Annotated in this window: 25 protein-coding genes; 15 read left to right on the top strand and 10 right to left on the bottom strand. The window is 69.6% G+C overall.

The window, feature by feature from the left end; translation table 11 throughout:
* Positions 1-9 precede the first annotated feature (9 nt).
* From A6B37_RS12790 to A6B37_RS12770, 5 genes are read left to right on the top strand one after another with little or no spacing between them, the layout of a single operon-like run.
* Positions 10-939, top strand: coding sequence for an MBL fold metallo-hydrolase (locus tag A6B37_RS12790; protein ID WP_111825953.1), 930 nt, complete (start codon positions 10-12; stop codon positions 937-939).
* On the top strand, positions 936-1712 hold the full coding sequence (locus A6B37_RS12785) for an ABC transporter ATP-binding protein (protein WP_111825952.1): 777 nt from the start codon (positions 936-938) through the stop codon (positions 1710-1712). The genes A6B37_RS12790 and A6B37_RS12785 overlap by 4 nt, the downstream gene beginning before the upstream one ends.
* Positions 1705-2592, top strand: coding sequence for an ABC transporter permease (locus A6B37_RS12780; RefSeq protein ID WP_111825951.1), 888 nt, complete (start codon positions 1705-1707; stop codon positions 2590-2592). The genes A6B37_RS12785 and A6B37_RS12780 overlap by 8 nt, the downstream gene beginning before the upstream one ends.
* Positions 2593-2629: 37 nt before the next feature.
* Positions 2630-3607 carry a tripartite tricarboxylate transporter substrate binding protein gene (locus tag A6B37_RS12775; protein ID WP_111825950.1) on the top strand — a complete coding sequence of 326 codons (978 nt, stop codon included), beginning with the start codon at positions 2630-2632 and terminating at the stop codon, positions 3605-3607.
* Entirely contained in the window at positions 3607-4380 is a 774-nt protein-coding gene (locus A6B37_RS12770) for an SDR family NAD(P)-dependent oxidoreductase (protein ID WP_246842464.1), read from the top strand. Before A6B37_RS12775 ends, A6B37_RS12770 begins: the two co-directional genes overlap by 1 nt.
* 10 nt (positions 4381-4390) lie before the next feature.
* Here the strand turns inward: A6B37_RS12770 and A6B37_RS12765 are convergent, their stop codons facing one another.
* From A6B37_RS12765 to A6B37_RS12745, 5 genes are all read right to left on the bottom strand, one after another.
* Complete coding sequence (locus A6B37_RS12765; RefSeq protein WP_111825948.1) at positions 4391-6496, bottom strand: acetate--CoA ligase family protein; 2106 nt, start codon at positions 6494-6496, stop codon at positions 4391-4393.
* Between the two features lie 16 nt (positions 6497-6512).
* On the bottom strand, positions 6513-7508 hold the full coding sequence (locus tag A6B37_RS12760; protein WP_111825947.1) for an acryloyl-CoA reductase: 996 nt from the start codon (positions 7506-7508) through the stop codon (positions 6513-6515).
* A 21-nt stretch (positions 7509-7529) separates the two neighbouring features.
* Complete coding sequence (locus A6B37_RS12755; RefSeq protein WP_111825946.1) at positions 7530-8699, bottom strand: acyl-CoA dehydrogenase family protein; 1170 nt, start codon at positions 8697-8699, stop codon at positions 7530-7532.
* A gap of 18 nt (positions 8700-8717) precedes the next feature.
* The gene (locus A6B37_RS12750) at positions 8718-9701 is read right to left on the bottom strand and encodes a tripartite tricarboxylate transporter substrate binding protein (RefSeq protein ID WP_111825945.1); all 984 of its coding nucleotides are present in this window, start codon (positions 9699-9701) and stop codon (positions 8718-8720) included.
* 64 nt (positions 9702-9765) lie between these two features.
* Positions 9766-10932, bottom strand: a complete 1167-nt coding sequence (locus tag A6B37_RS12745) for an acyl-CoA dehydrogenase family protein (RefSeq protein ID WP_111825944.1) — start codon at positions 10930-10932, stop codon at positions 9766-9768.
* Positions 10933-11101: 169 nt separating this feature from the next.
* Here A6B37_RS12745 and A6B37_RS12740 point away from each other — a divergent pair, with 169 nt between their 5' ends.
* From A6B37_RS12740 to A6B37_RS12730, 3 genes are all read left to right on the top strand, one after another.
* Entirely contained in the window at positions 11102-11899 is a 798-nt protein-coding gene (locus tag A6B37_RS12740; protein WP_111825943.1) for an IclR family transcriptional regulator, read from the top strand.
* A complete protein-coding gene (locus A6B37_RS12735) occupies positions 11889-12662 on the top strand; it encodes an IclR family transcriptional regulator (protein ID WP_102773429.1) in 774 nt (257 codons plus the stop codon). The genes A6B37_RS12740 and A6B37_RS12735 overlap by 11 nt, the downstream gene beginning before the upstream one ends.
* Before the next feature lie 162 nt (positions 12663-12824).
* Positions 12825-14021: an MFS transporter gene (locus A6B37_RS12730; RefSeq protein WP_111825942.1), complete on the top strand. Its 1197-nt coding sequence runs from the start codon at positions 12825-12827 to the stop codon at positions 14019-14021.
* A 4-nt stretch (positions 14022-14025) separates the two neighbouring features.
* Here the strand turns inward: A6B37_RS12730 and A6B37_RS12725 are convergent, their stop codons facing one another.
* The 4 genes from A6B37_RS12725 to A6B37_RS12710 form a co-directional block, all read right to left on the bottom strand.
* Positions 14026-15270 (bottom strand): MFS transporter, encoded by a 1245-nt coding sequence (locus A6B37_RS12725; protein WP_246842490.1) that lies wholly within the window; start codon positions 15268-15270, stop codon positions 14026-14028.
* Between the two features lie 84 nt (positions 15271-15354).
* Entirely contained in the window at positions 15355-16503 is a 1149-nt protein-coding gene (gene dgoD, locus A6B37_RS12720; RefSeq protein WP_102773432.1) for a galactonate dehydratase, read from the bottom strand.
* Positions 16500-17153, bottom strand: a complete 654-nt coding sequence (locus A6B37_RS12715; RefSeq protein ID WP_111825940.1) for a 2-dehydro-3-deoxy-6-phosphogalactonate aldolase — start codon at positions 17151-17153, stop codon at positions 16500-16502. The genes dgoD and A6B37_RS12715 overlap by 4 nt, the downstream gene beginning before the upstream one ends.
* 9 nt (positions 17154-17162) lie before the next feature.
* Positions 17163-18167 (bottom strand): 2-dehydro-3-deoxygalactonokinase, encoded by a 1005-nt coding sequence (locus A6B37_RS12710; protein ID WP_111825939.1) that lies wholly within the window; start codon positions 18165-18167, stop codon positions 17163-17165.
* A 257-nt stretch (positions 18168-18424) separates the two neighbouring features.
* Here A6B37_RS12710 and A6B37_RS12705 point away from each other — a divergent pair, with 257 nt between their 5' ends.
* A complete protein-coding gene (locus A6B37_RS12705) occupies positions 18425-19243 on the top strand; it encodes an IclR family transcriptional regulator (protein ID WP_102773435.1) in 819 nt (272 codons plus the stop codon).
* Positions 19244-19255: 12 nt separating this feature from the next.
* On the opposite strand, the gene A6B37_RS12700 is transcribed toward A6B37_RS12705, so the two are convergent.
* Positions 19256-20194, bottom strand: a complete 939-nt coding sequence (locus A6B37_RS12700) for a LysR family transcriptional regulator (protein WP_102773436.1) — start codon at positions 20192-20194, stop codon at positions 19256-19258.
* 92 nt (positions 20195-20286) lie between these two features.
* Between A6B37_RS12700 and A6B37_RS12695 the strand changes: the two genes are divergently transcribed.
* From A6B37_RS12695 to A6B37_RS12670, 6 genes are all read left to right on the top strand, one after another.
* Positions 20287-21762 carry an aldehyde dehydrogenase gene (locus tag A6B37_RS12695; protein WP_111825938.1) on the top strand — a complete coding sequence of 492 codons (1476 nt, stop codon included), beginning with the start codon at positions 20287-20289 and terminating at the stop codon, positions 21760-21762.
* A 5-nt stretch (positions 21763-21767) separates the two neighbouring features.
* Complete coding sequence (locus A6B37_RS12690; protein WP_111826336.1) at positions 21768-22808, top strand: NAD-dependent epimerase/dehydratase family protein; 1041 nt, start codon at positions 21768-21770, stop codon at positions 22806-22808.
* Positions 22809-22891: 83 nt separating this feature from the next.
* Positions 22892-23866, top strand: coding sequence for a tripartite tricarboxylate transporter substrate binding protein (locus A6B37_RS12685; protein WP_111825937.1), 975 nt, complete (start codon positions 22892-22894; stop codon positions 23864-23866).
* Between the two features lie 28 nt (positions 23867-23894).
* Positions 23895-24572, top strand: a complete 678-nt coding sequence (locus A6B37_RS12680; protein WP_111825936.1) for an RraA family protein — start codon at positions 23895-23897, stop codon at positions 24570-24572.
* Positions 24569-25534 (top strand): 2-hydroxyacid dehydrogenase, encoded by a 966-nt coding sequence (locus tag A6B37_RS12675; RefSeq protein ID WP_102773441.1) that lies wholly within the window; start codon positions 24569-24571, stop codon positions 25532-25534. Before A6B37_RS12680 ends, A6B37_RS12675 begins: the two co-directional genes overlap by 4 nt.
* Positions 25531-26937: an FAD-binding oxidoreductase gene (locus A6B37_RS12670; protein WP_111825935.1), complete on the top strand. Its 1407-nt coding sequence runs from the start codon at positions 25531-25533 to the stop codon at positions 26935-26937. The genes A6B37_RS12675 and A6B37_RS12670 overlap by 4 nt, the downstream gene beginning before the upstream one ends.
* Positions 26938-26956: the final 19 nt, after the last annotated feature.

Genomic DNA, 26956 nt, shown 5'->3' with positions numbered 1-26956 from the left:
GGCGCGAGCATGAAAATACGGATAGGCGACATCGTGGTGGAGCGCATCGAGGAAAGGCTGGGCTTGGGATTTCAGCCCCGCGAACTCTTTCCCGCGTTCGATGCGCACATGCTGGCGCCGTTGCGGCACTGGATGGAACCGACGTTCTATGACGCCGGGGAGAACCGTTTCCGGACCAGCAGCCACAGCTGGCTTGTGCGTACGCCGAATCATTGGGTGCTGGTGGACACCTGCGTCGGCAACCACAAGAACCGGCCGCAGGTGCCGCGCTTCCATATGTGCGAAACCCCGTGGCTGTCGCGCCTGGCGCGGGCGGGGGTGCGACCGGAAGACATCGGGTATGTCATGTGCACGCATCTGCATTGCGATCATGTGGGCTGGAATACCCGGCTGGTCGACGGCCGATGGGTGCCCACCTTTCCCAATGCCCGCTATCTGTTCTCGCGCAAGGAGTTTGCGCGCTGGGATGCGCGCCGGCCGGATTATGCGCATCGGCATATCAACGACCACGTATTTGAAGACAGCATCCTGCCCGTGGTCGCGTCAGGGCAGATGACACTGGTGGACGACGGCGACGAACTGGACGGCGTGCTGACCGTCGAGCCGGCGCCGGGCCATACCGCGGGCCACGTGCGCATACGTCTTTCGTCGCGGGGCGAGCGAGCCTATTGCAGCGGCGACATCTTCCACCATCCCTTGCAGATCTATCACCCGGAGCTCTATACGGGCTTCGACGACGACCAGGCGCTCGGAATCGAAACCCGCCGCCGCCTGTTGGGCCTCTGCGCAGACGAGGATGCCCTGTTGCTGCCGGCGCATTTCGCCGAGCCGCATGCCTGCTTTGTTCAGGCGCGCGGCGACGGCTATGCGGCGGACTTTGAAAGCGTCAGATTCCGGCTGGATCGAACGCCGCCTGCCGGACGAGGGGAGGCCTTATGACGACGCCGTTGCTGGAAGTCAGGGGAGTGACCCTGCAATACAAGACGCGAGAGCATCTGGTGACCGCGACGTACCGGGTGGATTTCACGGTGCGGCAGGGGGACCGCTACATACTGCTGGGGCCGTCCGGCTGCGGCAAATCGACGATCCTGAAGGCCGTGGGGGGCTACCTTCGGCCAACCGAAGGGGAGATATTGCTTCAAGGGAAACCCGTGTTACGGCCGGGCGCCGACCGCATGATGGTGTTCCAGGAATTCGACCAGCTATTGCCCTGGAAGACGGTCAAGCAGAACGTCATGTTCGCGCTGCAGGCATCGGGACGGCTGCGAGGAAAAGAGGCCGAAGACCGGGCTGTGCACTATATCCAAAAGGTCAATCTCGGGAAGTTCGTCGACAGCTATCCGCACATGCTGTCGGGCGGCATGAAGCAGCGCGTCGCAATCGCGCGCGGCATGGCCATGGAGCCCGACATCATCCTCATGGACGAACCGTTTGCGGCGCTGGACGACCTGACGCGCCGCAAGATGCAGGAGGAACTGATGCAGCTCTGGGAGGACACGCGCTTCACCGTGCTGTTCGTCACGCACTCCATACCCGAGGCGGTCCGATTGGGAAACCGCATCCTGCTCCTGTCGCCGCATCCGGGCCAGGTCAGGGCCGAACTGGGCGGCCTGGATGACGGCCCGGCGCTGGCCGGCGCGCAGTCCGCGCTTGAAGACGAGATCAAGCATCTTCTCTTTGCGCAGCATATCGAGGGGAACAGCCATGCTTGACGAGGCGATGCGCAAGCCGGGCCCCGGCGTGCGGGCGAACATCTACAAGACGCCTACGGCGGTGGAAAACCTGGGCGTGGTCGAAAATCCCCTGCCATTCATGGCGCGCCTGTGGGACCAGGGCTGGCTGCGCAAGCTGCTGGTGCTGGTTGTCCTGGCATGCCTGTGGGAAGCCTATGCGCGATACCTGGACAACGATCTTCTGCTTCCCACCTTCATCGATACGTGCCGCGCCCTGATCGACGGCGTAGCCACCGGCCAGTTGCCGCGGCGCGTCGCCACCTCGCTCGACGTGCTGATGACCGGCTATGCCGCGGGCATCGCTCTGGCGGCGCTGCTTACCCTGCTGGCCATCACGACCAGGCTGGGCACCGATTTCCTGGAGGTCATGACGGCCATGTTCAACCCGCTTCCGGCCATTGCCCTGCTGCCGCTGGCGTTGATCTGGTTCGGCCTGGGCAAGATGACCCTGGTCTTCGTGCTGGTTCATTCCGTGCTGTGGGCGGTCACCTTGAATACCTACTCCGGATTCCAGGCCGTCTCTTCGACACTGAAGATGGTGGGGCGCAACTACGGCCTGTCCCATGTCGCCTTCATCGCGCAAATCCTGATTCCGGCGGCGTTTCCCAGCATTCTGTCCGGCCTGAAAATCGGCTGGGCGTTTGCCTGGCGCACGCTCATCGCGGCGGAGCTGGTATTTGGCGTGAGCGCCAGCAGCGGCGGCCTGGGATGGTTCATCTACGAAAGCAAGAACCAGTTGAATATCGCGGCCGTGTTCGCGGGGCTGTTGACGATCATCATCATCGGCCTCGTGGTCGAGAACCTGATCTTCCGAGTGATAGAGCGAAGAACCATCCAGCGCTGGGGCATGCAGGTTTGAGGCGCTGGTTCATCAGCATGAGCCAGGAGACTTATCGATGAAACTCCTTAGATCCATTCCGCTCGCGCTTTGCCTGCTGGCCATGGCGGGCGCGTCCCAGGCGCAGGGCGCCGCTTCTTATCCGGATCGTCCCGTCAAGGTGGTCGTACCGTTTCCGCCGGGCGGGGCCACCGATATCGTGGGACGGGAGATTTCCGAAAGGCTGGCGCGCGCCATGGGACAACCGTTCGTCGTGGAAAACCGCAGCGGGGCCAGCGGCAACATCGGCATGGAAGCGGTAGCCCGTTCGGCGCCTGACGGATACACGCTGGTCGTGGGCGCCCCGCAGACCCTGACGATCAATCCTCAACTATTCAAATCCAACCCGTTCAATCCGCAGAAGGAACTTGACCCCATCGTGGTCGTCGCGACCGTGCCCAATGTGCTGATCATCAATCCGAAGCTGCCGGTATCCTCGGTGCAGGAACTGATCGCCTACGCCAAGGCGCGTCCCGGCAAGGTCAATTACGGGTCATCGAGCATAGGCGGCACACCGCATCTTTCGTCGGAACTGTTCAAGTCGATGACCAAGACGCAGATCACGCATATCCCGTACCGCGGAAGTTCTCCCGCCCTGACCGACCTGATGGGCGGGCAGATCGACATGATGTTCGACAACCTGCCCGCCGCGCTGCCGAACATCAAGTCCGGACGCGTCAAGGCATTGGCCGTCACCACCAGACAGCGCAGCGATGCGGCGCCGGAGCTCCCCACCATGGAACAGGCCGGGGTGCCCGGATTCGAGTCGCAAGGGTGGTTCTCGTTGTTGGCGCCGGCAGGCACGCCGCCGGCCATACTTGAGAAAATCAACGCCGAGGTGAACAAGATCCTCGCCACCGACAGTTTCAAGGAGCGCCTGGCGAACGTGGGGGCGCAACCCAAAGGCGGATCGATCTCGGACTTCCGTGAACTGCTGAACACGGAAACGCAGCGTTGGTCCGAGGTGATCCGGTTTGCGAACATCAAGGTGGAGTGATGATGCGAGGCCTGAAGGGAAAAACGGCATTTCTGACCGGGGCCGGCGCGGGCATAGGGCAGGCCGCGGCCTTGCGCCTGGCGCAGGAAGGGATGCGAGTGTGGATATCCGATAGAGATCCGGACGCCCTGGACGCGACGTGTCGCGAAGCGGAGCATATGCAGCTGCGGGTGGAAGCGGTGCAGGCCGATTCCTGCAGCGAGGCGGCCATGGCGCAGGCCATTCAAAGCGCATTCGACGCGAGCGGGCGGCTGGACGTATTGGTCAATAACGCCGGAGGCTCTTTGCACACGCCCTATGGGTTCGCGCAGCAAAGCGATGACGACTGGTTCCGGGTAGTGAACCTGAACCTGATGGGGGCGGTGTGGGCCTGCCGCGCCGCGTTGCCGTTGATGCAGCGCAGCGGCGGCGGGCGCGTCATCAACTATGGCTCCAAGGCCGGACGCTACGGCAGTTTGATAGCGGGGCCGAACTACGCGGCCGCCAAGGGCGCCATCGCGTCGCTCACGCGTCAGCTGGCGATGGAATATGGCCCCGACGGCATTACCGTGAACAGCATTTGTCCCGGCGTCGTGCTGACGCCGCGCACCAGTGGTTTATGGGCCGAGCGACGCAGCGCCGAGGAACGCGAGCGCATCGTCTCCGAGATCCCGTTGCGCCGGCACGCCACGGTCGACGACATTGCCGGCGTGGTTGCGTTCCTGGCGTCCGACGATGCGGCGTTCATCACGGGGGTATCGCTGGACGTGAACGGCGGGCAGGCAATGGCGTGACGCAGGGCGCTCAGGCGCCTGCCCGCATCACCACGGCATCCAGCGCCAGCGCGCCCTGGCCCGCCGGCAGCGCAAGCAGCGGATTGATCTCCACCGAACTGAAGTCGTCCCGCCGCGCGTGGGCGAAGCGCGACAGGGCCGCCAGTGCGTCGGCCAGCGCGTCGACGTCGCAGGGCGGGGTGCCGCGCGCGCCTTGCAGCAGGGCGTAGCCCTTGATTTCGCGGATCATGGCCAGGGCTTCGTCGCGGCCGAAGGGGGCCAGGCGGAAGCTGACGTCCTTGAGGACTTCGACGAAGACGCCGCCCAGGCCGAACATGACCACCGGGCCGAACACCGGATCGCAGTGCACGCCGGCGATGCATTCCACGCCCTTGGGCGCCATGGGCGCGACCAGCACGCCGTCGATGCGCGCCTCGGGCGCGTGGCGGCGCACCGCGTCCAGGATGTCGGCGTGGGCGCGGCGCAGGGCGTCTTCGCCGGCGACGTTGAGCTTTACGCCGCCCACGTCGCTTTTGTGCACGATGTCGGGCGATACGATTTTCAGGGCCACGGGGCCGTCCAGTTCGGCCGCGGCGCGCACGGCCGCGTCGGCGTCGGCGGCCAGCACGCAGGGCGTGGCGGGCAGGCCGGCCCGGCGCAGCAGGTCCATGGCCTGGACTTCGTTGTAGGCGTCGAGCAGCGGGAGCGGGTCGTCCGAGGATGCGGCGGGTTCGGCGGCCGCGTCGGCGTGATCGGCCAGTTGGGCCATCGTGCCCAGAGTGCGGATGGCGGCGCTGGGGTCGGGGAACACCAGGCAGCCCAGGCGTTCGAGCTGGCGGCGGCGCTCGGGCGTGAAGAGCGCGCTGATGGCCAGCGGCACGCCGGGATGGCGGGCCTGCATTTCGCGGGCGAAATTTTCGAAAGTGGGCCAGAGGGCTTCGGAGGAGCCGGCGGCGGCCAGGAATACGGCCAGCGCGTCGTAGCGGCCGTCGGCCAGAATGTCGTCGGCGGTGGCCAGCAGCAGGCCCGGTTCGGAGATCGCCTGGCCGGTGACGTCGACGGGGTTGCGGGCGCTGGCGAAGGGCACTTGCGCGAGCAGCCGGGCCTGGGCCGCGGCGGCGGGCTCGGGCAGCGCGAGGCCGGCGTCCTGGGCTTCGTCGGCCATCAGCGCGCCCACGCCGCCGGAGATGGTGAAGATGCCCAGGCGCCTGCCGGCGGGCGGGCGCGGCCAGGTGTCGAGGGCGTAGCCCAGGTTGAAGAATTCTTCGATGGTGCGCGCGCGCAGGGCGCCGTATTGGCGGAACAGCGCGTCGTAGACGGCGTCGTCGCCGGCCAGCGCGGCGGTGTGCGAGGCGGCGGCCTGCGCGCCGGCCTGGGTGCGGCCGATCTTGGTGACCACCACGGGCTTGCCGGCCGCGCGCGCCGCGGCCAGGGCGCGGCGCAGCTTGGCGCCGTCGCGGCAGCCTTCCATGTAGGCCATGATGACGCGGGTGTCGGCGTCGTGGGCCAGCCATTCGATGCAGTCGGCGACGTCGATGTCGGCTTCGTTGCCGGTGCTTATCCAGTGCGACAGGCCCAGGCCGCGTTCGCGCGCCATGCTGTAGGCATAGGCGCCGAAGGCGCCGCTCTGCGACACCATGGCGATGCCGCCGGCGGGCACCGCGCCGTTGGCGGGCGCGGGCGAGAAGGTGGCGTAGACCTTGCGCCGCACGTTCATGAAGCCCAGGCAGTTGGGGCCCAGCAGCCGGATGCCGCGTTCGCGCGCGATGCCGCAAAGGCGTTGCTGCTGTTCGGCGCCGGCCGCGCCGGTTTCGGAGTAGCCGGAGGTGAAGATCACGGCGGCGCCGAGCTGGCCGGGGCGGGCGCTTTGCAGCGCCTGCGCCGCGTGGGCCGCGGGCACGGCCAGGATGGCCAGGTCGACGTCCTGGTCCAGCGCGTCCAGCGAGGGCGCCGCGGCCAGGCCCTGGATGGTGTCGGCGCGCGGGTTGACGGGGATGATGCGGCCTTCGTAGCCGTGCTGGCGCAGCAGCGTGACCGGCATGGCGCCGATCTTGCCCGGCGTGGCCGAGGCGCCCACGATGGCGATGCTGCGCGGGTCGAAGAGGCGGGACAGGGTGGGGTCGGGAAGCTGGATCATGATGCGGGCAGTGGGTTCAGGAAAAGCGCGCCACGCTGCGGCCGATGCTGCCGCGTTCGAGCATGGCGGCCAGCGCCTGCGGCAGTTCGCGCGGTTCGATGACGCGGGCGATCAGGTCCAGGCGCGCCGGGCGGTACTCGGCGGCGAGCTTGTTCCAGACCTGGCTGCGCAGCGGCATGGGGCTGTTGGCGTTGATGCCCAGCAGCTTGACGCCGCGCAGAATGAAGGGGATGACGGAGGTCGGCAGCTCCGCGCCGCCGGCGTTGCCGAAGGCGGCGGCCACGCCGTCCGGCCGGGTGCTGGCCAGCGCGTGGGCCAGCACGCTGCCGCCGACGGAATCGACGACGCCGGCCCAGCGCGCGCTCATCAGGGGCTTGATGGCGGCCGCCGGGTCGGGCGGCGCGATCACTTCCTGCGCGCCGAGCGAGCGCAGGTAGGCGGAGGCGTCGGGCTTGCCGGACATGGCGCACACGCGGTAGCCGCGCTGGCTGAGGATGTCGATGGCCACGCCGGCGACGCCGCCGGTGGCGCCGGTCACCAGCACTTCGCCCTGGTCGGGCGTCAGCCCGCAATGTTCCATCCAGTGCAGCGAGAGCGCGGCGGTATAGCCGGCCGCGCCCAGCACCGCCGCGTCGCGCAGGCTGATGCCGGCGGGCAGGGGCAGCACCCACTCGCGGGGCACGCGCGCGTATTCGGCGTAGCCGCCGTCGCAGTCCACGCCGATGCCGAAGCCGTGCACCACGACTTCCTGGCCGGGCGCCAGCGCCGGGTCGGCCGAATGCACCACGGTGCCCGAGAGGTCGATGCCGCCGATGCGCGGATACTGGCGGATGATGTTGCCGCGCCCGGCCTGGGCCAGCGCGTCCTTGTAGTTCAGGCCCGCGTAGGCCACTTTGATGAGCGTGTCGCCGGCGGAAAGCGCGTCCGCCGACAGCGTCTCGAAGCGGCCCTCGGGCGGCGCGCCGTCCGTGCCGGCATGCAGTCGGTAGGCCTGGAAACTCGGGTTATCCATCGTGCTCTCCTTGGTTCGGGTTCAGGCGCGCGCCAGCAGCCGGCGCGCCAGGGTGGCGCGGTGCAGCTCGTTGGCGCCGTCGTAGATGCGGAAAGGGCGCATTTCCTGCCAGACCATGGCCACCGGCGTGTCCTCGGACAGCCCCGAGGCCCCCATCATCTGCACGGCGCGGTCGGCCACGCGGTTGACGGCCTCGGATACGAAGACCTTGGTCATGGCGCTATGCTGCTTGACCGACAGGCCGGCGTCCATGCGGGCGGCGCAATCCCCGGTCATGAGGCGGCTAGCGTGCAGGTCGATGTGCGAATCGGCGACCATGGCCTGGATCTGGTGCAGGTCGGCCAGGCGCGAGCCGAAGGAGTCGCGCCGCGCCACGTACGCCTGCGCGGTTTCCAGCGCGCGCCGGGCGCGGCCGATGTAGCGCATGCAGTGCGACAGCCGGGCGGGTTCGAGGCGCAGCTGCGCGTATTCCAGGCCGCGGCCGGGCTCGCCCAGCACCGCGTCGTCGCCGACTTCGCAGCCGGTCAGCGCGATCTCGGCGTGGCCGCCGATCTGGTAGCCGGTGACCATGCCGATGTCGCGCACGACGCGGTAGCCCGGCGTGTCCGCCGGCACCAGGAACAGGGTCGCGCCTTCTTCGGCGCGCGCCAGCACCAGCGCGAAGTCCGCGCCCACGCCGCCGCTGATGAATTGCTTGTGGCCGTTCAGTACCCAGCGGCCGGCGCGCCGCTCGGCGCGCGTCTGCAGCATGGAAGGGTCGGAGCCGGCGCCGGGCGCGGGCTCGGTCATGGCGAAGCAGGCGCGCTGTTCGCCGCGCACCAGCGGCGCCAGGAAGCGTTCCTGCTGGGTCGGGTCGCCCAGGCGCAGCAGCGTCAGCATGTTGGGCTGGTCGGGCGCGGCGCAGTTGAGCGCGGCCGGTCCCAGGAAGCTGCGTCCGGCCTCCTCCAGCAGGCGGGCCAGGGCGCGCCAGCCCAGGCCCAGCCCGCCCCATTCGGCGGGCAGCTGCGGCGCATAGAGGCCGGCCTCGCGGGCGCGCACGCGCAGTTCCGCGACGCGGCGGTCCAGCGCCGTCACGTCGCGCGCGATGGCGGGCGATTCGGCGGGTATCGCGATGTCGTCCACGAAGCGGCGCATGCGGTCGCAGAGGTCCTGCACGGCCTGTTCGTCATGGTTCTCCTGCTGGGCATGCATGGCGGTCTTCCTTGCGGCTTACTGGATGCGGGTGCCGGTGGACTGCACCAGCTTGCCCCACCAGGCGGTTTCATCGGCGATCTGCTTGGCGAACTCGGCAGGGGTGCTGCCCAGCGGTTCGGCGCCCAGTTCCTGGAAGCGCGCGCGCAGCGTGGGGTCCTGCAGCGCCTTGACGACGGCGGCGTGCAGGTGTTCGATCACGGCCGGGTCGGTGCCGGCCGGCGCCATCAGGCCCTTCCAGGCCATCACCACGAAACCCTTCTGGCCGGCTTCGTCGAAGGTGGGGATGTCGGGCGCGGCGGTGGCGCGCTGGTCGCTGGGCACGGCCAGCGCGCGCAGGCTGCCGGCCTTGACCTGTGGCAGCAGCGCCGGCATGTTGTCGATCATGAAGTCGATGTGTCCGGCCACCAGGTCGGTGATGGCGGGGCCGGTGCCCTTGTAGGGCACGTGCACCGCCTGCAGGCCGGCCTGCTGCTTGAGCAGTTCGCCGGCAAGCTGCGCCGGCGAGCCGTTGCCGGGCGAGCCGAAGGACAGCTTGCCGGGGTTGCTGCGCGCGTACTGCAGGAACTCCTGCAGGTTCTTGGCCGGCAGCGATTTGTTCACCACCATCAGGTTGTGTTCGCGCTCCAGGCAGCTGATGGGCGCCAGGTCCTTGGCCGGGTTGAACGGCATGTTGGCGTACAGGCTGGGGTTGATGACAGTGGGGCCGGCGGCGGCCAGCAGCAGCGTGTAGCCGTCGGGGGCGGCCCGGGCGACGTAGTCGCCGCCGATGTTGCCGCCGGCGCCCGGCTTGTTCTCGACGATGACGGGCTGGCCCAGGATGGGGTGCAGCGTCTCGGCCAGCAGGCGGCCGAGGATGTCGGTCGAGCCGCCGGGGGCGAACGGGACGATCAGCCTGACGGGCTTGTCGGGATAGGCGGCGGCCGCCTGGGGCGGCAGCGCCGCGCAGGCGAACGTGGCGGCCGCGGCCGCGATCCACTTGGGCAGGTGCTTGTGCAGCATGGAAGTCTCCTTCGGTTGGGGCGGGCCGGCGGCTTCTTGCGGCCGCGGTCCCTTGGGGGCTGCGTTAGCGGCCCGGCGTGTAACCCGCCTGGGTCAGGGTGTGGCGGGCGATGGTCAACTGGTGGATCTGGCTGGTGCCTTCGTACAGGCGGAACAGGCGCACGTCGCGGTAGAAGCGTTCGATGCCGTGGTCGGCGATATAGCCGTAGCCGCCGTGCATCTGCACGCAGCGGTCGGCCACGCGGCCGCACATTTCCGATGAGAAGTATTTGCAGATCGAGGCGTTCAGCGTGACGTCGCGGCCTTCGTCGCGTTCGCGCGCGGTCTGCAGCACCAGCGCGCGGGCCGCCTGGATCTCGGTCTGGCAGTCGGCGATCATGGCCTGGATCAGCTGGAAGTCCATCAGCGGCTTGCCGAACTGCTGGCGCTCGGCCACGAAGCGCAGCGTGTCGTCCAGCATGCGGATGGCCGGGCCGATGCACAGCGCGGCCAGGTGGATGCGCTGCTTGTTCAGCACCTTCATGGCGGTCTTGAAGCCCATGCCGAGCTGGCCGCCGATGAGGTTGGCGGCCGGCACGCGGCAATCCTGGAAGTGCACGCCGGAGACGGGCGAACCGGCCTGGCCCATCTTGTCGTAGGGCTGCCCGGTGGACAGGCCCGGCGCGCCGCGCTCGACGATGAAGGCGCTGATTCCCCTGGCGCCCGGTTCGTCGGGGTCGGTGCGCGCCATGACGGTGAACAGGCCCGCCAGCGGCGCGTTGGTGATGAAGCACTTTTCGCCGTTGAGCACGTAGTGGTCGCCGTCGCGCACGGCGGTGGTGGTCAGCGCGGTGGCGTCGGAGCCGGCCTGCGGCTCGGTCAGCGCAAAGCAGCCGGTCAGTTCGCCCGAGGCCAGGCGCGGCAGGTAGCGGGCCTTCTGTTCATCGGTGCCGTCGGCCACCAGCGCCTCGGAGCCGATGCCGGTATTGGTGCCCACCCGGGCGCGGAACGCCACCGAGCACTGCGACAGTTCCATGGCGGCCAGGACCAGTTCTTCGGTGGTCATGCCCGCGCCGCCGTACTGCGTGGGAATCGAGTAGCCGAACAGGCCCTGGGCGGCCATGTCGGCGACCAGGTCGGGCGGGACTTCGTCCAGGCGGGCGACTTCGGCCTCGCGCGGCGCCAGCCGTTCGCGCACGTAGCGGCGCAGCGATTCGAGGAACTGGGGGAAGCCGTCGCGGTCCCGGATCATGGTGAGTCTCCGTCTGGTCTGGTGGTTCGATTCAGGCTAGCAAAAGGCCGCCGGATTTGAGACAAGTGTTTCGATATCTTGAACGCAACTTGCGTGGGCGCCGGCCCGCCTGCTCTATCATCGGCGGGACGGGCCGCGCCTGCCGCCCGCGTTTTCAGGAATCCCGACCATGTCCAGCAGCCCCGGCCAGCGCCACGCCGATCCGGCCTTCGCCACCACGCTGGCGCACGGGCTGTCGGTGCTGCAGGCCTTCCGCCACGGGGAGCCGGCGCTGAGCAACCGGGAGCTGGCCGACCGCACCGGCCTGTCCAAGGCCACTATTTCGCGGCTGACCACCACGCTGATGCAGCGCGGCCTGCTGCGCTACGACGGCGGCCTGCGGCGCTACCGCCTGGGGCCGGCGGTGCTGTCGCTGAGCTATCCGCTGCTGGCCAGCATCAAGGTCCGCCAGCTGGCGCGGCCGCTGATGAAGCGCCTGGCCGACACGGCCGGCGGCTCGGCTTCGCTGGGCATGCACCACGGCCTGAACATGGTGTATCTGGAGACCTGCCGCGGCCACGACGCGGTGTCGTTCAGGCCCGATATCGGCGCCTTGCTGCCGCTGTTGCCGTCGGCCATGGGCCGCGCCTGGCTGGCCCAGGGCGCCGGCGGCGAGGCCCAGGCCGTGCTGGAGGCGCTGCGGCGCCAGGACCCGGCGGCCTGGCGCCGCTACGCGCCGGACTGGGAGCAGGCGCAGCGCGATTACGCCGAGCATGGATACTGCGTGGGGCAGGGCGACTGGCATTCGGACGTGCATGCCGTGGCGGTGCCGATGCGCACGCGGGTCGACGGCCAGGCGCTGGTGTTCAACTGCGGCGTGCCGGTGGCGCGGCTGCGTCCCGGCGACCTGCGCGCACGCATCGCGCCGCGCCTGCTGGCGCTGGCCGAACGCGTGGAGAAAATCCTGGAGCGTGAACATGGCGCATGAGCCGGACCGCGAATTCACCACCACGCTGGCGCGCGGCATCGACATCCTGGCGTGTTTCCGCGCCGACCGCCCGGTGCTGGCCAACAAGGATTTCGCGGCGCAGACGGGCCTGTCGCGCAGCGCCGTCGCGCGCCTGACGCATACGCTGGTCGAACTGGGCTTTCTGCAGCGCGAGGGCGAGCCGCCGCGCTACCGCCTGGGCGCCTCGGTGCTGGCGCTGAGTTATCCGCTGCTGGCCAGCATGCAGATCCGCCAGCTGGCGCGCCCGCTCATGAAGCAGCTCGCCGACCATGCGCGCGGGGCGGTGTCGCTGGTGGTGCGCGACCGCCTGCAGATGGTGTATGTGGAGACGGCCCGCTCCAACGAAGCGCTGCAGACCCGCCCCGACATCGGCGCATCGCTGCCGCTGCTGTCCAGCGCCGCCGGCCGCGCCTGGCTGGCGCGCGTGTCCGACGAGGAGCGCGCGGCGGTGCTGAACCAGCTGCGCGTGGCCGACCCGGCGCACTACGAGGCGCATTTCCCCACGCTGGCCGCGGCCCGCCGCGACCTGGAGCGCAAGGGCTATTGCGGCAACAACCTGCAGTGGCGTCCCGACGCCTATGGTTTCGCCGCGCCGCTGAGCCGGCCGCACCAGTCGCTGCTGTACGTGTTCAATTGCGGCGTGCCGGCGGGCGACGGTCCTTACCGCGAACGCGCGGCCGACATCGGCCCGCGCCTGGTCGCGCTGGCGCGCGAGACGGAGCGCCTGCTCGGCTATTCGTGACTTCCAGTCAAAAGTGTTTCGCCTGTCCCCCACTGTTTCCGCCAGGATGCAGCCGGCATACTGGGCGCCTGTCTTTCGACCGGGCCCAGGCGACGCGCCAGCCGGCCTGTCCGCCAGGCGGCTCCCTGCCCCGGTCGACGCTATCGAACCGAGGAAATCCGCATGAACTCAACAGACACCCGGCCGGTCAAGCCCGGCCTGCCGCTGCTCGCGCTTGCCGTGGGCGCTTTCGGGATCGGCGTGACCGAGTTTTCGCCCATGGGCCTGCTGCCCGTCATCGCCGAAGGCGTGGACGTATCCATCCCCAGCGCGGGGATGCTGATCAGCGCCTACGCCATCGGCGTGATGGTCGGCGCGCCCCTGATGACCCTGGCTTTTTCGCGCTGGTCCCGGCGCCGCGCGCTGATCCTGCTGATGGCGATCTTCACCATCGGCAATCTGTTGTCGGCGCTGTCGCCCAATTACACGACGCTGCTGCTGGCGCGCCTGGTCACCAGCCTGAACCACGGCGCCTTCTTCGGGCTGGGATCGCTGGTGGCGGCCAGCGTGGTGCCGCGCCACAGGCAGGCCAGCGCCGTGGCCACCATGTTCATGGGGCTGACCATCGCCAACGTGGGCGGGGTGCCGGCGGCCACCTGGCTGGGCCAGGCCATCGGCTGGCGCATGTCGTTCGCGGCCACCGCCGTGCTGGGCCTGCTCGCCATGCTGGCGCTGTGGCGCGCGCTGCCGGCGGGCGCGTCCGGCAGCCGCCCCGACGTGCGGCACGAACTGTCGGTGCTCAAGCGCCCGGTGGTGCTGATGGCCCTGCTGACCACGGTGATGGGCGCGGGCGCGATGTTCACGCTGTACACCTACATCGCGCCGACCCTGGCCGAGATCACGGGCGCGTCGCCGGCCTTCATCACCGGCATGCTGGTGCTGGTGGGCCTGGGCTTCACGCTGGGCAACGGCCTGGGCGGGCGCATGGCCGACCGTTCGCTGGACGGCACGCTGATCACTTTCCTGGTGCTGGTCATCGTGGACCTGCTGGCCTTTCCGTGGGTCGCGTCCACGCCGGTGGGCGCGGCGGTGTCGCTGCTGATCTTCGGCGTGGCGACGTTCGCGGTGGTGCCGCCTTTGCAGATGGGCGTGATGCGCGCCGCCACCGAAGCGCCGGGGCTGGCCTCGTCGGTGAACGTGGGGGCTTTCAACCTGGGCAACGCGGTGGGCGCGGCCGCGGGCGGCGCGGTGATTTCGGCCGGCCTGGGCTATGCCGCCGTGCCGGTGGCCGGCGCCGTCATCGCGGCGGCCGGCCTGGCCCTGGTGCTGCTGCAGCGCGCCGGCAATGCGCGCCGCAGACTGGCGATGCAGGGCTGCTGAAGGCTCAGGCCTCGATCCGCTCGACCTTGCCCACCAGCAGGATGTAGGACAGCGCGCCCAGCAGCGCCAGCGACGACACGTAGACGATGGCGGGCGCGAAGCTGTCCTTGGACACCAGCAGGCCGATCACGATGGGCGTGCAGATGGACGACAGGTTGCCGACGAAGTTGAACACGCCGCTGGTCAGGCCCAGCAGCCGCACCGGCGCCAGGGTCGAGACCAGCGACCAGGTGATCGAGGCCAGCCCGTTGCCGAAGAAGGCCACGGCCAGGAAGAAGATCACCCAGGGCGTGGAGTCGGTGAAGTTGGCGCCGATCATGGCGGTGGAGATCAGCAGGCCCAGGATGATGGGCAGCTTGCGCGCCAGTCCCACGCTGGCGCCGCGGCGCACCAGGAAATCGGACAGCACGCCCGAACACAGGACGCCGACGAAGGCCGCCAGAAACGGCACCGAGGCCAGAAAGCCCGACTTGATGAAGTCCATGCCGCGGTACTTCACCAGATAGGTGGGGAACCAGGTCAGGAAGAACCACAGCGTGGAGGTCAGGCAGAACTGGCCCAGGTAGACGCCCCACAGCTTGCGCTTGCTCATCACCAGGCCCAGGTCGTTCCAGCGGAACGGGGCCTTTTTTTCCGTGACGCGCTTTTCCAGGTCGACCACGCCGCCGCCTTGCTGGATGAGTTCGATCTCGGCCGCGTTGGCGCCCTTGAACTGGCGCGGTTCGCGGTAGACCAGGAACCACAGTACGCCCCAGACGATGCCCACCAGGCCGGTGCTGACGAACACCATGTGCCAGCCGAAGTGATGCTGCAGCCAGGCCAGCACCGGCGTCAGGAACGCCAGGCCGACGAACTGGCCGGAGGTGTAGAAGGCGATGGCGGTGGCGCGTTCCTTTTCCGGAAACCAGGTGGTGACGACGCGGTTGTTGATGGGATAGGCGGGCGCTTCCAGCGCGCCCACGGCCAGGCGCAGCACGAACAGAATCACGAAGCTGCCGGCGAAGCCCATGAAGAAGGTGGCGGCCGACCACAGGATCAGCGCGGCCGCGTACAGCACCCGCGGCGACACGCGGTCGACCAGCCAGCCGCCGGGGATCTGCATGGCGGCGTAGGTCCAGCCGAAGGCCGACAGGATCAGGCCTTCGTGCACGGTGTCCAGGCCGAACTCGTCCTTGAGGGCGGGCGCGGCGATGGACAGGTTGCTGCGGTCCAGGTAGTTGATGACGACGGTGATGAACAGCATCACCATGATGAGGTAGCGGCTGCGCGTGGTGCGCAGGCCCGCTTGGATGGCGGCGGCGGACAAGGGCGTCTCCTCGTTTTCGTTATCGGCTTACCATTCGGCGAAGCTGCCGTCGGCGTGGCGCCAGATGGGGTTGCGCCAGCGGTGGCCGACGGCGGCGCGTTCTTTGACGTATTCCTCGTTGACCTCGATGCCCAGGCCCGGACCCTGCGGAATCGAGACCATGCCGTCCTGGTAGGCGAACGCTTCGCGGTTGCTGACGTAGTCCAGCAGGTCGTTGGCGGCGTTGTAGTGGATGCCCAGGCTTTGTTCCTGGATGAAGGCGTTGTAGCAGCCGGCGTCGATCTGCAGGCAGGTCGCCAGCGCGATGGGCCCGAGCGGGCAGTGCAGCGCCAGCGCCACGTCGTAGGCCTCGGCCATGGCGGCGATCTTGCGCGTTTCGGTGATGCCGCCGGCATGGGAGGGATCGGGCTGGATGATGTCCACGTAGCCCTCGGCCAGAATCCGCTTGAAGTCCCAGCGCGAGAACAGCCGCTCGCCCAGCGCGATCGGGGTGGAGCTGAGCGGAGCCAGTTCCTTGAGCGCTTCGTAGTGTTCGCTCAGCACCGGCTCTTCGATGAACATGAGCTTGAACGGTTCGAGTTCCTTCATCAGCACCTTGGCCATGGGCTTGTGCACGCGGCCGTGGAAGTCCACGCCGATGCCGACGTTGGGGCCGACCGCGTCGCGCACGGCGGCCACGTTCTCCAGGCACTTCTCGACCTTGTCGAAGGAATCGATGTACTGCAGTTCTTCGGTGCCGTTCATCTTGACGGCGGTGAAGCCGCGCTCGACCGCGCCCTTGGCGGCGGCCGCGGTGTCGGCCGGGCGGTCGCCGCCGATCCACGAATACACGCGGATGCGGTCGCGCACGTTGCCGCCCAGCAGCTGCGACACCGGCACGCCCAGATGCTTGCCCTTGATGTCCCACAGCGCCTGGTCGATGCCGGCCAGCGCGCTCATGTGGATGGCGCCGCCGCGGTAGAAGCCGCCGCGGTACAGCACGGTCCAGTGGTCTTCGATGTTGCAGGGGTCCTTGCCGATCAGGTAGTCGGACAGTTCCTCGACGGCCGCGGCCACCGACTGCGCGCGGCCCTCGACCACGGGTTCGCCCCAGCCGACGATGCCGGCGTCGGTTTCGATTTTCAGGAAGCACCACCGCGGCGGCACGATGTAGGTGGTGAGCTTGGTGATCTTCATGCTTGAGTCTCCTTGGCGGATTGGGCGCGCTGCCAGGCGGCGATGAAAGCGCGCGCGTTGTGTTCGACTGCGGCGGCCGACAGGCCGGGTTTGTACAGGGCCGAGCCCAGGCCGAAACCGCTGGCGCCGGCCTGGACGTAGGGGTCGAGGTTGTCCGGCGTGATGCCGCCCACCGGCACCAGGGCCAGGGGCTGGCGCAGCACGGCGCGCCAGGCCCTGAGCACGGCCGGGCCGAGCTGTTCGGCGGGGAACAGTTTCAACACGTCGGCGCCGGCGGCCAGCGCGGCGTAGGCCTCGGTGGGCGTGGCCACGCCGGGGCAGGCCGCCATGCCCAGTTGTCTGGCGGCGCGGATCACGGCGCCGTCGCTGTGCGGCATGACGATGAGTTCGCCGCCGGCCTGCTGCACGCGGGCGCAGTCCTCGGGAGCGATCACCGTGCCGGCGCCGATCAGGCAGTCGGTGGGCAGCGCCGCGCGCATGGCGCGGATGCTGTCCAGCGGGTCGGGGGAGTTCAGCGGCACTTCGATCAGGCGAAAGCCGGCGGCGTAGAGCGCCTGTCCGACGGGTTCGGCCTCGGCGGGCGTGATGCCGCGCAGGATGGCGATCAGGCCGCATTCGGCCATGGCGGTTTGCAGTCCGGGATGGTGCATGTTCGTTTCCTAGGAATGGGCCGTTGCACAGGAGTCGATCAGGCCGGCGCTGACGGCCAGGTGCCACAGGCCGCGTTCGGTGGCGTCCTGCGCCACCTCGGGCGTGCCCAGACCGTAGTGCTGCAGGGCCTGTATGTAGCGGCCGCAAAGCGCCGGCTCGCCGCAAAGCACGATGCGGGGCAGTTCGCCCTGCTGGCGCAGCAGCTGCGCCAGCGCGGCGACTTCGTGGCCGATGAGCAGGCCCGACAGGTAATCGGCCTGCGAGGTAGGCGCCAGCTGGCCGGTCAGGCCCAGCGCGCGGGTACTGAACACGGTGGACAGCACGCCGGCGCGGCCGGCGGGCGAGCCGGCGACCTGCAGGCCGCGTTCGAACGCGGCCATGTCGGCGCCGGCGGAGTCGGCCATGGTGCGGCCCAGGATGGTGTGGCCGCGCAGCGCGGCGTAGATCTCGCCGGTCATGAAGGTGTGGAAGTGCGTGACGCGGCCGCGCTGCGCGCCGACCCACTTGGAATGGGTGCCGGGCAGGCCGATCAGCATGTTGTCGTGGGCGCGCGCCGGCTCGAACAGCACGCCGAACACCTGGGTCTCTTCGCCGCGCATCACGTTGGGCAGGCCCTGGCGCTGGATCAGGCCCGGCACGATGTGCACGGGCGTGGCGCCGCCGCGTTCGACCACGGTGAGCTGTGTGCCGATGCGCGCGAGGTCGAGCGGCACGTCCAGGTAGGCGGCTTCGCGCCAGCCCTGGGCGCTGCCGACCATGCCGCAGGCGATCACCGGCAGCGCGGGCTCGGCCCGCAGCCAGTCGCCGCAGGCCTGTTCGAAGGCCAGCTCGAAACCGGAAAGCGTGGCGGTGGCCGCGCCGTCCTGCAGCGGCTGCGGCAGGCGCATGATGCCCCAGGGCAGGTGGCGGGTATCGAGCGTGCGGCCGGCGGCGTCCAGCCGGTAGGCGCGCAGCGAGGAGGTGCCCCAGTCCAGCGCGATGAGCGCCGCGCGGGCGGGCAATCCGGTAGTCATCAGAAATCGGTCTCGGCTCTGGCCGCGGCCCTGGCCGTCGTGGCGGCAGGCGTGCGCGGACCTGGTTGTGCGGGCCCGCCGCAGGCGCGCGGGCGATGGGAAAAATTCTAGATCAGTGCTTGAAAAATCTCAAAATATAGAATGAAATCCCATATATAGGGAATTTGAGGCTATTCCCCGCTTCCCGGCATGGATGCGCCGGGTATGCTTGTCACCGTGTTTTCCGGCTGTTTCCGGCCGCCCTGTTCCGAGTTGTCATGACCGCCACGTTCTCGCCCGACCCCGCTCCCGCCCTGGACCCCGATGCCGTCGCGCCCGCCGGCACGCAGACACTGATGCGCGGCCTGGCCGTGGTGCAGGCGGTGGCGGCCGGCGCGCGCGATTTGAAAGACATCTGCGCCCGCATCGGGGTGGCGCGCAGCACCACGCACCGGCTGGCCAGCTGCCTGGTGCAGGAACGCTATCTGCGGTCCCTGCCCGGCGTGGGCTACGTGCTGGGCCCCAAGCTGATCGAGCTGGGCTTCCAGGCGCGCGAGGCCTTTCCGATGGCGACGCTGGCGCGGCCCTACCTGGACGAGTTGGCGGCCCTGACGGGCGACACCATCCACCTGGCCGTGCGCGACAACGACGAGGTGCTGTACCTGGAGAAGATCCCCGGCAAGAAGGGGCTGGAAATGCGTTCGCGCGTGGGGCATCGCATGCCGCTGGCGGCCACCGGCGTGGGCAAGGCGCTGCTGCTGGACGCGGAGGAGCCGCAATGGAAGGCGCTGTACCGGGTGGGCGCGCCGGTGTCCTCGCGCGCGCCCGGCGGGCGCCAGACCTGGGAGGCTTTCCGCGACCGCATGCGCGAGTACGCGGCCCACGGCTACGCGTTCGACCTCGAGGACAACGAGCCGTCGATCCGCTGCGTGGCCGCGCCGGTGCGTGACGCGTCCAGCGGCATCGTGGCCGCCATCAGCGTGTCCAGCACGGTGCCGTACATGTCGCTGGAACGCATGCGGGAAATGGTCGCCGTGGTGCAGGGCGCGGCGGCGGAGATTTCCGCCGAACTGGGATGGAAGGTGGAGCGCGCCTGATCCCCGGCGCCTTCAGGCGGCGGGCACGGAAAGCAGCCGCGGCTGGATCTCGGCCATGGCTTTCTTCAGCTGGGCGGCCAGGGCCTGCGCGGCTGGCGACAGCGTGCGATCGCGCCGGTGCAGCAGCCCGATGTCGCGCCGCGCCGACGCGTCGCCCAGCGGCGTGCAGCCCAGGCCGGCCAGGTTCAGTTCCGGCAGCGCCAGGCGCGGCAGCACGCTCACGCCCAGGCCCTGGCGCACCATGCCGGCGGCGGTGCCCATATGGGTGACGTCGTAGCGCAGCGCGGTGGCGGGCGCGCCGGTTTCGTCGCGCACCGCGCGGTCGAACTGCTGGCGCGCATGCGAACCCTGCGACAGCAGGATCAGGTCATAGCGCAGCACGTCGCGCCAGTGCAGCACTTTCCTGTCCGCGCCCAGCGGATGCCCGGCGGGATAGACCGCGCAGAAGCAATCCTGCCCCAGCGGCGTGAAGGCCAGGTCCGGCGCCGATTCGGTCTGCGCGGCCACCGCGAATTCGATCTGGTTGGTGCGCAGCATGGCGAGCAGCTCGTCGTTGTGCGCCTCCACCACCCGCACCTTCAGCGCGGGATGCGCGCGCCGCAGCTCGCCCACGGCCGCCGGCAGCAGGCTCAGCGCCGCCGACGGCAGGGCGCCCAGGGCCACGTTGCCGCGGCGCACCGCGGCCAGGTCGGCAAGACTGCGGTAGGCCTCTTCCAGGTCGGCGATGGGGCGCTGCACCCGCGAATGGAAATCCCGCCCGGCCGAGGTCAGGCTGATGGCGCGCGTGGTGCGCTCGAACAGCCGCAGCCCCAGCACGTCTTCCAGGTCCTGGATCAGGGCCGTGAACGACGGCTGGGTGACGCCCAGCTGGTTGGCCGCATGGGTGAACGAACCGCTGTCGACGGCCAGCAGAAAGGCCTTTAGCGGCCGGTACTTGATATTGATAGCCATGAGCTAAGAATATTAGATAAATATCTATTTGTGTCTAATAATCTTGCGGCCGATCATGACGTCTACCGCAGTCATCCCGACCCAGAGACGTTATGGACGCATCGAGCCACAAGCCATTCCGGCTGGGCGCCAACTGGCGCCACAGCCAAGACGGCGACGCCGTCATCACCTCCATCAACCCGGCCGACGGCAGCATCGCCGGCACGGTCGCCCGCGCCTTGCCGCAGGACGTGGACGTCGCCGTGGCGATCGCGTGGGAGGCCTTTCACCGCCAGCCGTGGCGCAAGCTGCGCCCGGACCAGCGCGCCGCCACGCTGTACGAGATCGGACGCCGTCTCGCGGCCGAGCGCGAGCCGCTGGCGCGGCTGCAGATGCAGGACAGCGGCAAGCCGTGGAAGGAATGCCTGAACATGGTCGACAGCGCGGCCGGGCATTTCCGCTATTACGCGGCGGTGTGCGAGACCTGGCAGAACGAAATGACCTCGCCGCGCGGCGAATACTTTTCGATGGCGCTGGCCGAGCCGTTCGGCGTGATCGCGGCCATCACGCCGTGGAACTCGCCCATCATGAACGAGGCCCAGAAGGCCGCGCCGGCGCTGGCCGCCGGCAACGCCGTCTTGCTCAAGCCCTCCGAGGAAACGCCGCAGCTGGCGCTGGAACTGGCCCGGATCTGCGGCGAGGCCGGCCTGCCCGAAGGCCTGCTGACGGTGCTGCCCGGCCATGGCGAGGACGTGGGCGCGGCGCTGGTCAGGCACCCGGGCGTGCGCATGGTGTCCTTCACCGGCGGCACCGAGACCGGACGCGCCATCGGCGGCATCGCCGGGCAGCGCCTGATTCCGGTGGGGCTGGAGCTGGGCGGCAAGTCCCCGCATATCGTGTTCGAGGACGCCGACCTGGACCGCGCCGTGGCCGGCGTGATCTCCGGCATCTTCGGCTCGGCCGGCCAGAGCTGCGTGGCGGGTTCGCGCCTGTTCGTGCAGAAGTCCATCTACAAGCGCTTCATGGACGCGCTGGTGGAGCGCGCCGCGCAGGTGCGCGTGGGCCTGCCTGACGATCCCGCCACGCAGATGGGACCGCTGGTGTCGCGCGCCCATCGCGACAAGGTCGCCTCGTATGTGGACATCGGCCGCGCCGAGGGCGGCCGAGTGCTGGTCGGCGGCGCCGCGCCCACGCAGCCCGAGCTGGCCAAGGGCTGGTTCTACCTGCCCACCGTGATCGATGGCCTGGGCAACCAGGCCCGCGTGTGCCAGGAAGAGATCTTCGGCCCGGTGCTGGTGGCGCTTGCCTTCGACGACGAGGAAGACGTGATCCGCCAGGCCAACGACACCGCCTTCGGCCTGGCCGCCGGCATGTGGACCGGCGACTACGCCCGCGCATGGCGCGTGGCGCGCGAGATCGAGGCCGGCTCCATCTGGATCAACACCTACAAGCAATCGCATATCGCCACGCCGTTCGGCGGCTTCAAGGCCAGCGGCATCGGACGCGAGAAAGGCCTGCACGGCCTGCGGCTCTACAGCCAGGTCAAGAGCCTGTATTGGGGCATGCACGAAAAACCCTTGGGACTGTGAACAATATGACGACTGAAAAGAAAAGCGCGGCGCTGTCGCTGGCCGACTCCCGCATCCTGATCGCCGGCGCCGCCAGCCTGGTGGGCTCGCACACCGCCGATGCGCTGCTGGCCGCCGGCGTGCGCGAAGTGATCCTGCTGGACAACTTCGCCTTCGGCACGCCCGAGGCCATCGCCCATCTGCGGGACGACCCGCGCGTGAAAGTGGTGCGCGGCGACCTGATGCGACTGCCCGACCTGCTGGCGGCGACCGAGGGCGTGGACGGCGTGCTGCACCTGGCGGCCTACATGACGCTGGGCTTCGCGCAGACGCCGTGGCAGGCGGTGGACGTGAACGTGCGCGGCGCGCAGAACATGCTGGAAGCCTGCCGGGTCAACAAGGTGAAGAAGATCGTGTTCGCCTCGTCCAACGCCGTCTACGGCTACGGCAGCGGCATCGCCGGCGCGCTGGCGGAGAACGGGCCGTTCCATTCGGTGGGCGCGCCGCCGGCGGCGATCCTGTACGGCGCCTCCAAGATCATGGGCGAGCAGCTGTGCCGCCAGTACTACCAGAAGTCCGGCCTGGACTATGTGGTGCTGCGCTACTCCACCGTGTACGGCGAGCGCCAGCACTATCGCGCGGCCAATTCGCTGTACATCATGGAAACCTATGACCGGGTGCGCAAGGGCGAGCGCCCGGTGCTGCCGGGCGACGGCACCGAGACCAAGCACTTCGTGCACGTGTCGGACGTGGCGCGCGCCAACGTCGCGGCGTTTTGCAGCGAGGCGACCGACGTGGCGGTGAACGTGTCCGGCCCCGCGCCCATCACGACCGGGGAACTGGTGCGGCTGGTGCTCGACTACTGCAAGAGCGACCTGCAGCCCGAGATCAAGCCGGACCCGCCGGGCACCGTGCGCCTGACATCGGGCGGCGCGTTCCACATTCCCCACGATCTCGCGGGCCGGCACATCGGCTGGCAGCCGGAGGTCGGCATGGCCGAAGGCGTGGCGCGGCTGCTGGCCTGGCGCGAAGCGCAGGAGGCAGGCCAGGCGCGCAGCACAGACTGAAGCAGGCCGCCGACGGCGCCGCAGAGCGCCGGGGCGGCTGGTTGCAGAGCAGGCAGTAAGACCCGACCCACAGGAGACAAGACATGAGCAAGCGCAACTGCATCGCCAGGGCATTTCTTGCCCTCGGCATGGTTCTGGCCGCGAGCGCGGCGCAGGCGGCCGGCTATCCCGACAAGCCGGTGACACTGGTCGTGCCGTATCCGCCGGGGGGCGCGACCGACGTCATCGCGCGCCTGATCGCGGAAAAACTGCCTGCCGCCTGGGGCCAGCAGGTCATCGTCAACAACCGTCCCGGCGCGGGCACGACCGTGGCGGCCGAGGCCGTGGCGCGTTCGCCCGGCGACGGCTACACCCTGTACATGACCACGGCCGCGCACACCATCAGCGCCAGCCTGTACAAGAAGCTCAACTACGACCCGCTGAAGGACTTCGCGCCGCTGACGCTCACCTCCACCATACCGCTGGTGCTGGTGACCGCGCCGTCCTTGCTCGTCAATAGCCTGGCCGAACTTATCGCCTACGCCAAAGCCTCGCCGCAGGGCCTGAGCATGGCCTCCACCGGCAACGGCACGCCGCAGCACCTGACCGGCGAACTGTTCAAGGCCAAGGCCGGCCTGAAGCTGGTCCACGTGCCGTACCGCGGCGACGCGCCCATGCTGACCGACCTGATCGGCGGCCAGGTGCAGATGGCGTTCGTCACCCTGTCGGCCGCCTTGCCGCACATCCAGTCGGGCAAGCTCAAGGCGATCGCGCTGGCCCATCCGCGCCGGGTCGAGGCCATCGGACAGGTGCCCACCATGGCCGAGGCCGGCATGAAGAACTTCGAGGCCGCGACGTGGTTCGGGCTGTTCGCGCCGTCCAGCATGCCCGCCGACCTGCGCGAGAAAATCTACCGGGACGTCTCCAGGATCGTGGCCACGCCCGAAATGACCCGCAAGCTGCAGGACATGGGCGGCGACGTCAACAACAGTTCTCCGCAGCAGTTCCAGGCCTTCATCAACGACGAGGCGCAGCGCTGGGCCGAAGGCGTGAAGCTCTCGGGCGCGCGCATCGACTGACCGGCCACACCGACGGAGAACGCAAGACATGAGCAATCAAGAGCAAGCATTGCTGGCGCGCTGCGCCGCCATCGCAACCAGCACCTGGTCCGACGCCATGGACACGCTGGGCATCGCCGGCGTGGTGCAGGGCATCCCGCGCCGCGGCGGACAGGGCCGCATGGCCGGCTTTGCCGTCACCGCGCGCCACGTCTGGGGCGGGCTGGGCGATTTCGACCGCGCCGACTTCGCGGTGGGGCGCCTGGTCGCCGCCACCGGCCCGGGACGGGTATTGATGGTGGATGCGGGCGGAACCTGCATTTCCACCTTCGGCGGCATCGCCTCGATGGCGGCGTCGCGGCGCGCGGCCACTGCCGTCGTCATCGACGGGGCCTGCCGCAATGTCGATGAAATCGCCGCCACCGGCCTGTGGCTGGCCAGCCGCCACGTCACGCCGCTGACCGGCAAGACGCGGCTGAAGCTGCAGGCCATGGGCGAGCCGGTGACCATAGGCGGCGTGCCCGTGGCCGAGGGCGATCTGGTGGTCGGCGACGACACCGGCCTGGTGGTGGTGCCGCGCGCGCGCCTGCAGGAGGTGCTGGCCGCGGCCGAAGAGGCGCTGGCCGTCGACGGGCGCGTGGAGCAGGGCATACGCGACGGCCTGTCGTTCGCCGAGGCCGCCGCGGCCGCCAACTACATTCCGGCCAGCGCGGGAGGCCCGGCGTGACTGCCCGCTACGACGTGGTGCAGGTGGCCTCGCTGGGCGAGGATTTCGACCGGCGGCTGGCGGCCCGCCACCGGGTCCTGCCGGCCTGGCGCGAGCCGCGGGGCCTGGCCGCGTTCGGCGCCGAACTGCAGGACCTGCCGGTGGCGGTGACCTCGGTGCGCCACGGTTTCACCCAGGCCATGTTCGACGCCTTGCCCGCGCTGCGGGCCGTGTGCAGCTGGGGCGTGGGCCACGACACGCTGGACCTGCGCGCCGCCGCCGCGCGCGGCATCGGCGTGAGCGTCACGCCCGACGTGCTGGACGACTGCGTGGCGGACCTGGCGTGGGCGCTGCTGCTGTCGGCGGCGCGCCGCACGGCCGCGGGCGATCGCTACGTCAAGAGCGGCCAGTGGCGGGCGCTGGGCCGGTTTCCGGAAACCACCAGGGTCTCGGGCAAGCGCCTGGGCATCCTGGGGCTGGGCCGCATCGGCTTGGCCGTCGCCCGGCGCGCGGCGGGATTCGACATGGAGGTGCGCTACCACAACCGCAGCCCGCGGCCGCAGGCGCCGTACGGCTATGAGCCGTCGCTGGCGGAACTGGCGGCGTGGGCCGATTTCCTGGTGGTGGCTTGCGTGGGCGGGGCGCACACGCGGCACCTGGTCGACGCCAAGGTCATCCGCGCGCTGGGGCCGCAGGGCATCCTGGTCAACATCGCGCGCGGCAGCGTCGTGGACCAGGCCGCGCTGCTGGCCGCGCTGCGCGCGGGCGAACTGGGCGGGGCCGGCCTGGACGTGCTGGAACAGGAGCCCACCCCGGCGGCCGAGTTCGCCGGCATGGACCAGGTTGCGCTGATGCCGCACGTCGGCAGCGCGACGCGCGAGACCCGCGCCGCCATGGCCCAGCTGGTCCTGGACAACGTCACGGCCTTTATCGAGACCGGCAAGCTGCTCACGCCGGTGGCCGCCGCGGAGTTGCGGGCATGACGCCGTCCGCGCTGCTGGCGGCGCTGGCCGCCTGCCTGGGCGAGGCCCACGTGCTGACGGGCGCCGATGCCGGGCCCTATCTGACCGACTGGCGCAGGAACGTCACCGGCCGCGCCCTGGCCGTGCTGCGCCCGGCCAGCCGGGATGAAGTGGCGCAGTGCGTGCGCCTGTGCGCCGCCGCCGGCGTGGCGCTGGTGCCGCAAGGCGGCAACACCGGGCAGGTGGCGGCCGCCACGCCGGATGCGAGCGGAACGGCCGTGGTCCTGTCGCTGCTGCGCATGAACCGCGTGCGCGCGCTGGACCTGGACAACGACACCATCACCGTCGAAGCGGGCTGCGTGCTGCAGGCGGTGCAGGAGGCGGCCCGCCGCGCCGGCCGGCTGTTTCCGCTGTCGCTGGGGGCGCAAGGCAGCTGTACCATCGGCGGCAACCTCGCCACCAACGCCGGCGGCACGCAGGTGCTGCGCTACGGCAACGCGCGCGAGCTCGCGCTGGGCCTGGAGGTCGTGACGCCGCAAGGCGAGATCTGGGACGGCCTGCGCGGCCTGCGCAAGGACAACACCGGCTACGACCTGCGCGATCTCTACATCGGCAGCGAAGGCACGCTGGGCGTCATCACCGCCGCGGTGCTCAAGCTCTATCCGCTGCCGCGCGCGCAGGGCACGGCGCTGGTCGCGCTGGACGGCCTGCCCCAGGCGCTGCAGCTGCTGCAGCGTGCGCGCGCCAGCCTGGGCGCGGGGCTGACCGCCTTCGAGGTGATGTCGGCCGCCTGCCTGCGCGACGTGACGCGCGCCTTTCCGCAACAGCGCATGCCGTTCGCGGACCTGGCCGACGGCCGCTGGTGCGCGCTGCTGGAGCTTTCCGACAACCTGGAGCCGGCGCAGGCGCAGGAGCGGCTGGAAGCCGTGCTGTCGGCCGCGCTGGAGGCCGGCGAGGCCGTGGACGCGGCGGTCGCGGTGTCCGGCGCGCAAAGCGCCGCCTTCTGGCATCTGCGCGAAAGCATCACGCTGGCGCTGGCCCGGGCCGACGCCTGCGTAAAGCACGATATTTCGCTGCCGGCCTCGCGCATTCGGGCCTTCGTGCAGTCCACCGACCGGGCCCTGGCCCAGGCGTTTCCCGGCGTGGCCATGCGCGTATTCGGCCATCTGGGCGACGGCAATCTTCACTACAACCTGCTGCCGCCCGCGGGCGCGCGGCACGCGGACATCCAGGCGCTGGTGCATGACCGGGTGCATGCTGCGGGCGGCTCCATCAGCGCCGAACAGGGCATAGGCCAGCTGCGCGTGCACGACCTGCAACGCTACAAGAGCGAGGTCGAGCTGGCCCTGATGCGCCGGATCAAGTCCGCGCTGGACCCGCAGGGGCTGATGAACCCGGGAAAGATCCTGGCCGCCCGGCCCTGACCACCGACTACCGATAACA

This window comes from Achromobacter sp. HZ01, from assembly GCF_003267925.1.
In the GTDB taxonomy this organism is placed as follows: domain Bacteria; phylum Pseudomonadota; class Gammaproteobacteria; order Burkholderiales; family Burkholderiaceae_B; genus Achromobacter; species Achromobacter pulmonis_A.
This window is presented reverse-complemented; position numbering and strand designations above follow the sequence as displayed.

Bases quoted from the DNA above. Each gene is read 5' to 3' on its own strand.
- A6B37_RS12775 (WP_111825950.1), top strand. From the start codon at position 2,630: ATGAAACTCCTTAGATCCATTCCGCTCGCGCTTTGCCTGCTGGCCATG.
- A6B37_RS12705 (WP_102773435.1), top strand. From the start codon at position 18,425: ATGACCGCCACGTTCTCGCCCGACCCCGCTCCCGCCCTGGACCCCGAT.
- A6B37_RS12680 (WP_111825936.1), top strand. From the start codon at position 23,895: ATGAGCAATCAAGAGCAAGCATTGCTGGCGCGCTGCGCCGCCATCGCA.
- A6B37_RS12725 (WP_246842490.1), bottom strand. From the start codon at position 15,270: ATGGTGATGCTGTTCATCACCGTCGTCATCAACTACCTGGACCGCAGC.
- A6B37_RS12735 (WP_102773429.1), top strand. From the start codon at position 11,889: ATGGCGCATGAGCCGGACCGCGAATTCACCACCACGCTGGCGCGCGGC.
- A6B37_RS12730 (WP_111825942.1), top strand. From the start codon at position 12,825: ATGAACTCAACAGACACCCGGCCGGTCAAGCCCGGCCTGCCGCTGCTC.
- A6B37_RS12695 (WP_111825938.1), top strand. From the start codon at position 20,287: ATGGACGCATCGAGCCACAAGCCATTCCGGCTGGGCGCCAACTGGCGC.
- A6B37_RS12715 (WP_111825940.1), bottom strand. From the start codon at position 17,153: ATGCACCATCCCGGACTGCAAACCGCCATGGCCGAATGCGGCCTGATC.
- dgoD (WP_102773432.1), bottom strand. From the start codon at position 16,503: ATGAAGATCACCAAGCTCACCACCTACATCGTGCCGCCGCGGTGGTGC.
- A6B37_RS12780 (WP_111825951.1), top strand. From the start codon at position 1,705: ATGCTTGACGAGGCGATGCGCAAGCCGGGCCCCGGCGTGCGGGCGAAC.
- A6B37_RS12700 (WP_102773436.1), bottom strand. From the start codon at position 20,194: ATGGCTATCAATATCAAGTACCGGCCGCTAAAGGCCTTTCTGCTGGCC.
- A6B37_RS12745 (WP_111825944.1), bottom strand. From the start codon at position 10,932: ATGATCCGGGACCGCGACGGCTTCCCCCAGTTCCTCGAATCGCTGCGC.
- A6B37_RS12765 (WP_111825948.1), bottom strand. From the start codon at position 6,496: ATGATCCAGCTTCCCGACCCCACCCTGTCCCGCCTCTTCGACCCGCGC.
- A6B37_RS12785 (WP_111825952.1), top strand. From the start codon at position 936: ATGACGACGCCGTTGCTGGAAGTCAGGGGAGTGACCCTGCAATACAAG.
- A6B37_RS12710 (WP_111825939.1), bottom strand. From the start codon at position 18,167: ATGACTACCGGATTGCCCGCCCGCGCGGCGCTCATCGCGCTGGACTGG.
- A6B37_RS12755 (WP_111825946.1), bottom strand. From the start codon at position 8,699: ATGCATGCCCAGCAGGAGAACCATGACGAACAGGCCGTGCAGGACCTC.
- A6B37_RS12690 (WP_111826336.1), top strand. From the start codon at position 21,768: ATGACGACTGAAAAGAAAAGCGCGGCGCTGTCGCTGGCCGACTCCCGC.
- A6B37_RS12740 (WP_111825943.1), top strand. From the start codon at position 11,102: ATGTCCAGCAGCCCCGGCCAGCGCCACGCCGATCCGGCCTTCGCCACC.
- A6B37_RS12750 (WP_111825945.1), bottom strand. From the start codon at position 9,701: ATGCTGCACAAGCACCTGCCCAAGTGGATCGCGGCCGCGGCCGCCACG.
- A6B37_RS12760 (WP_111825947.1), bottom strand. From the start codon at position 7,508: ATGGATAACCCGAGTTTCCAGGCCTACCGACTGCATGCCGGCACGGAC.
- A6B37_RS12790 (WP_111825953.1), top strand. From the start codon at position 10: ATGAAAATACGGATAGGCGACATCGTGGTGGAGCGCATCGAGGAAAGG.
- A6B37_RS12670 (WP_111825935.1), top strand. From the start codon at position 25,531: ATGACGCCGTCCGCGCTGCTGGCGGCGCTGGCCGCCTGCCTGGGCGAG.
- A6B37_RS12770 (WP_246842464.1), top strand. From the start codon at position 3,607: ATGATGCGAGGCCTGAAGGGAAAAACGGCATTTCTGACCGGGGCCGGC.
- A6B37_RS12685 (WP_111825937.1), top strand. From the start codon at position 22,892: ATGAGCAAGCGCAACTGCATCGCCAGGGCATTTCTTGCCCTCGGCATG.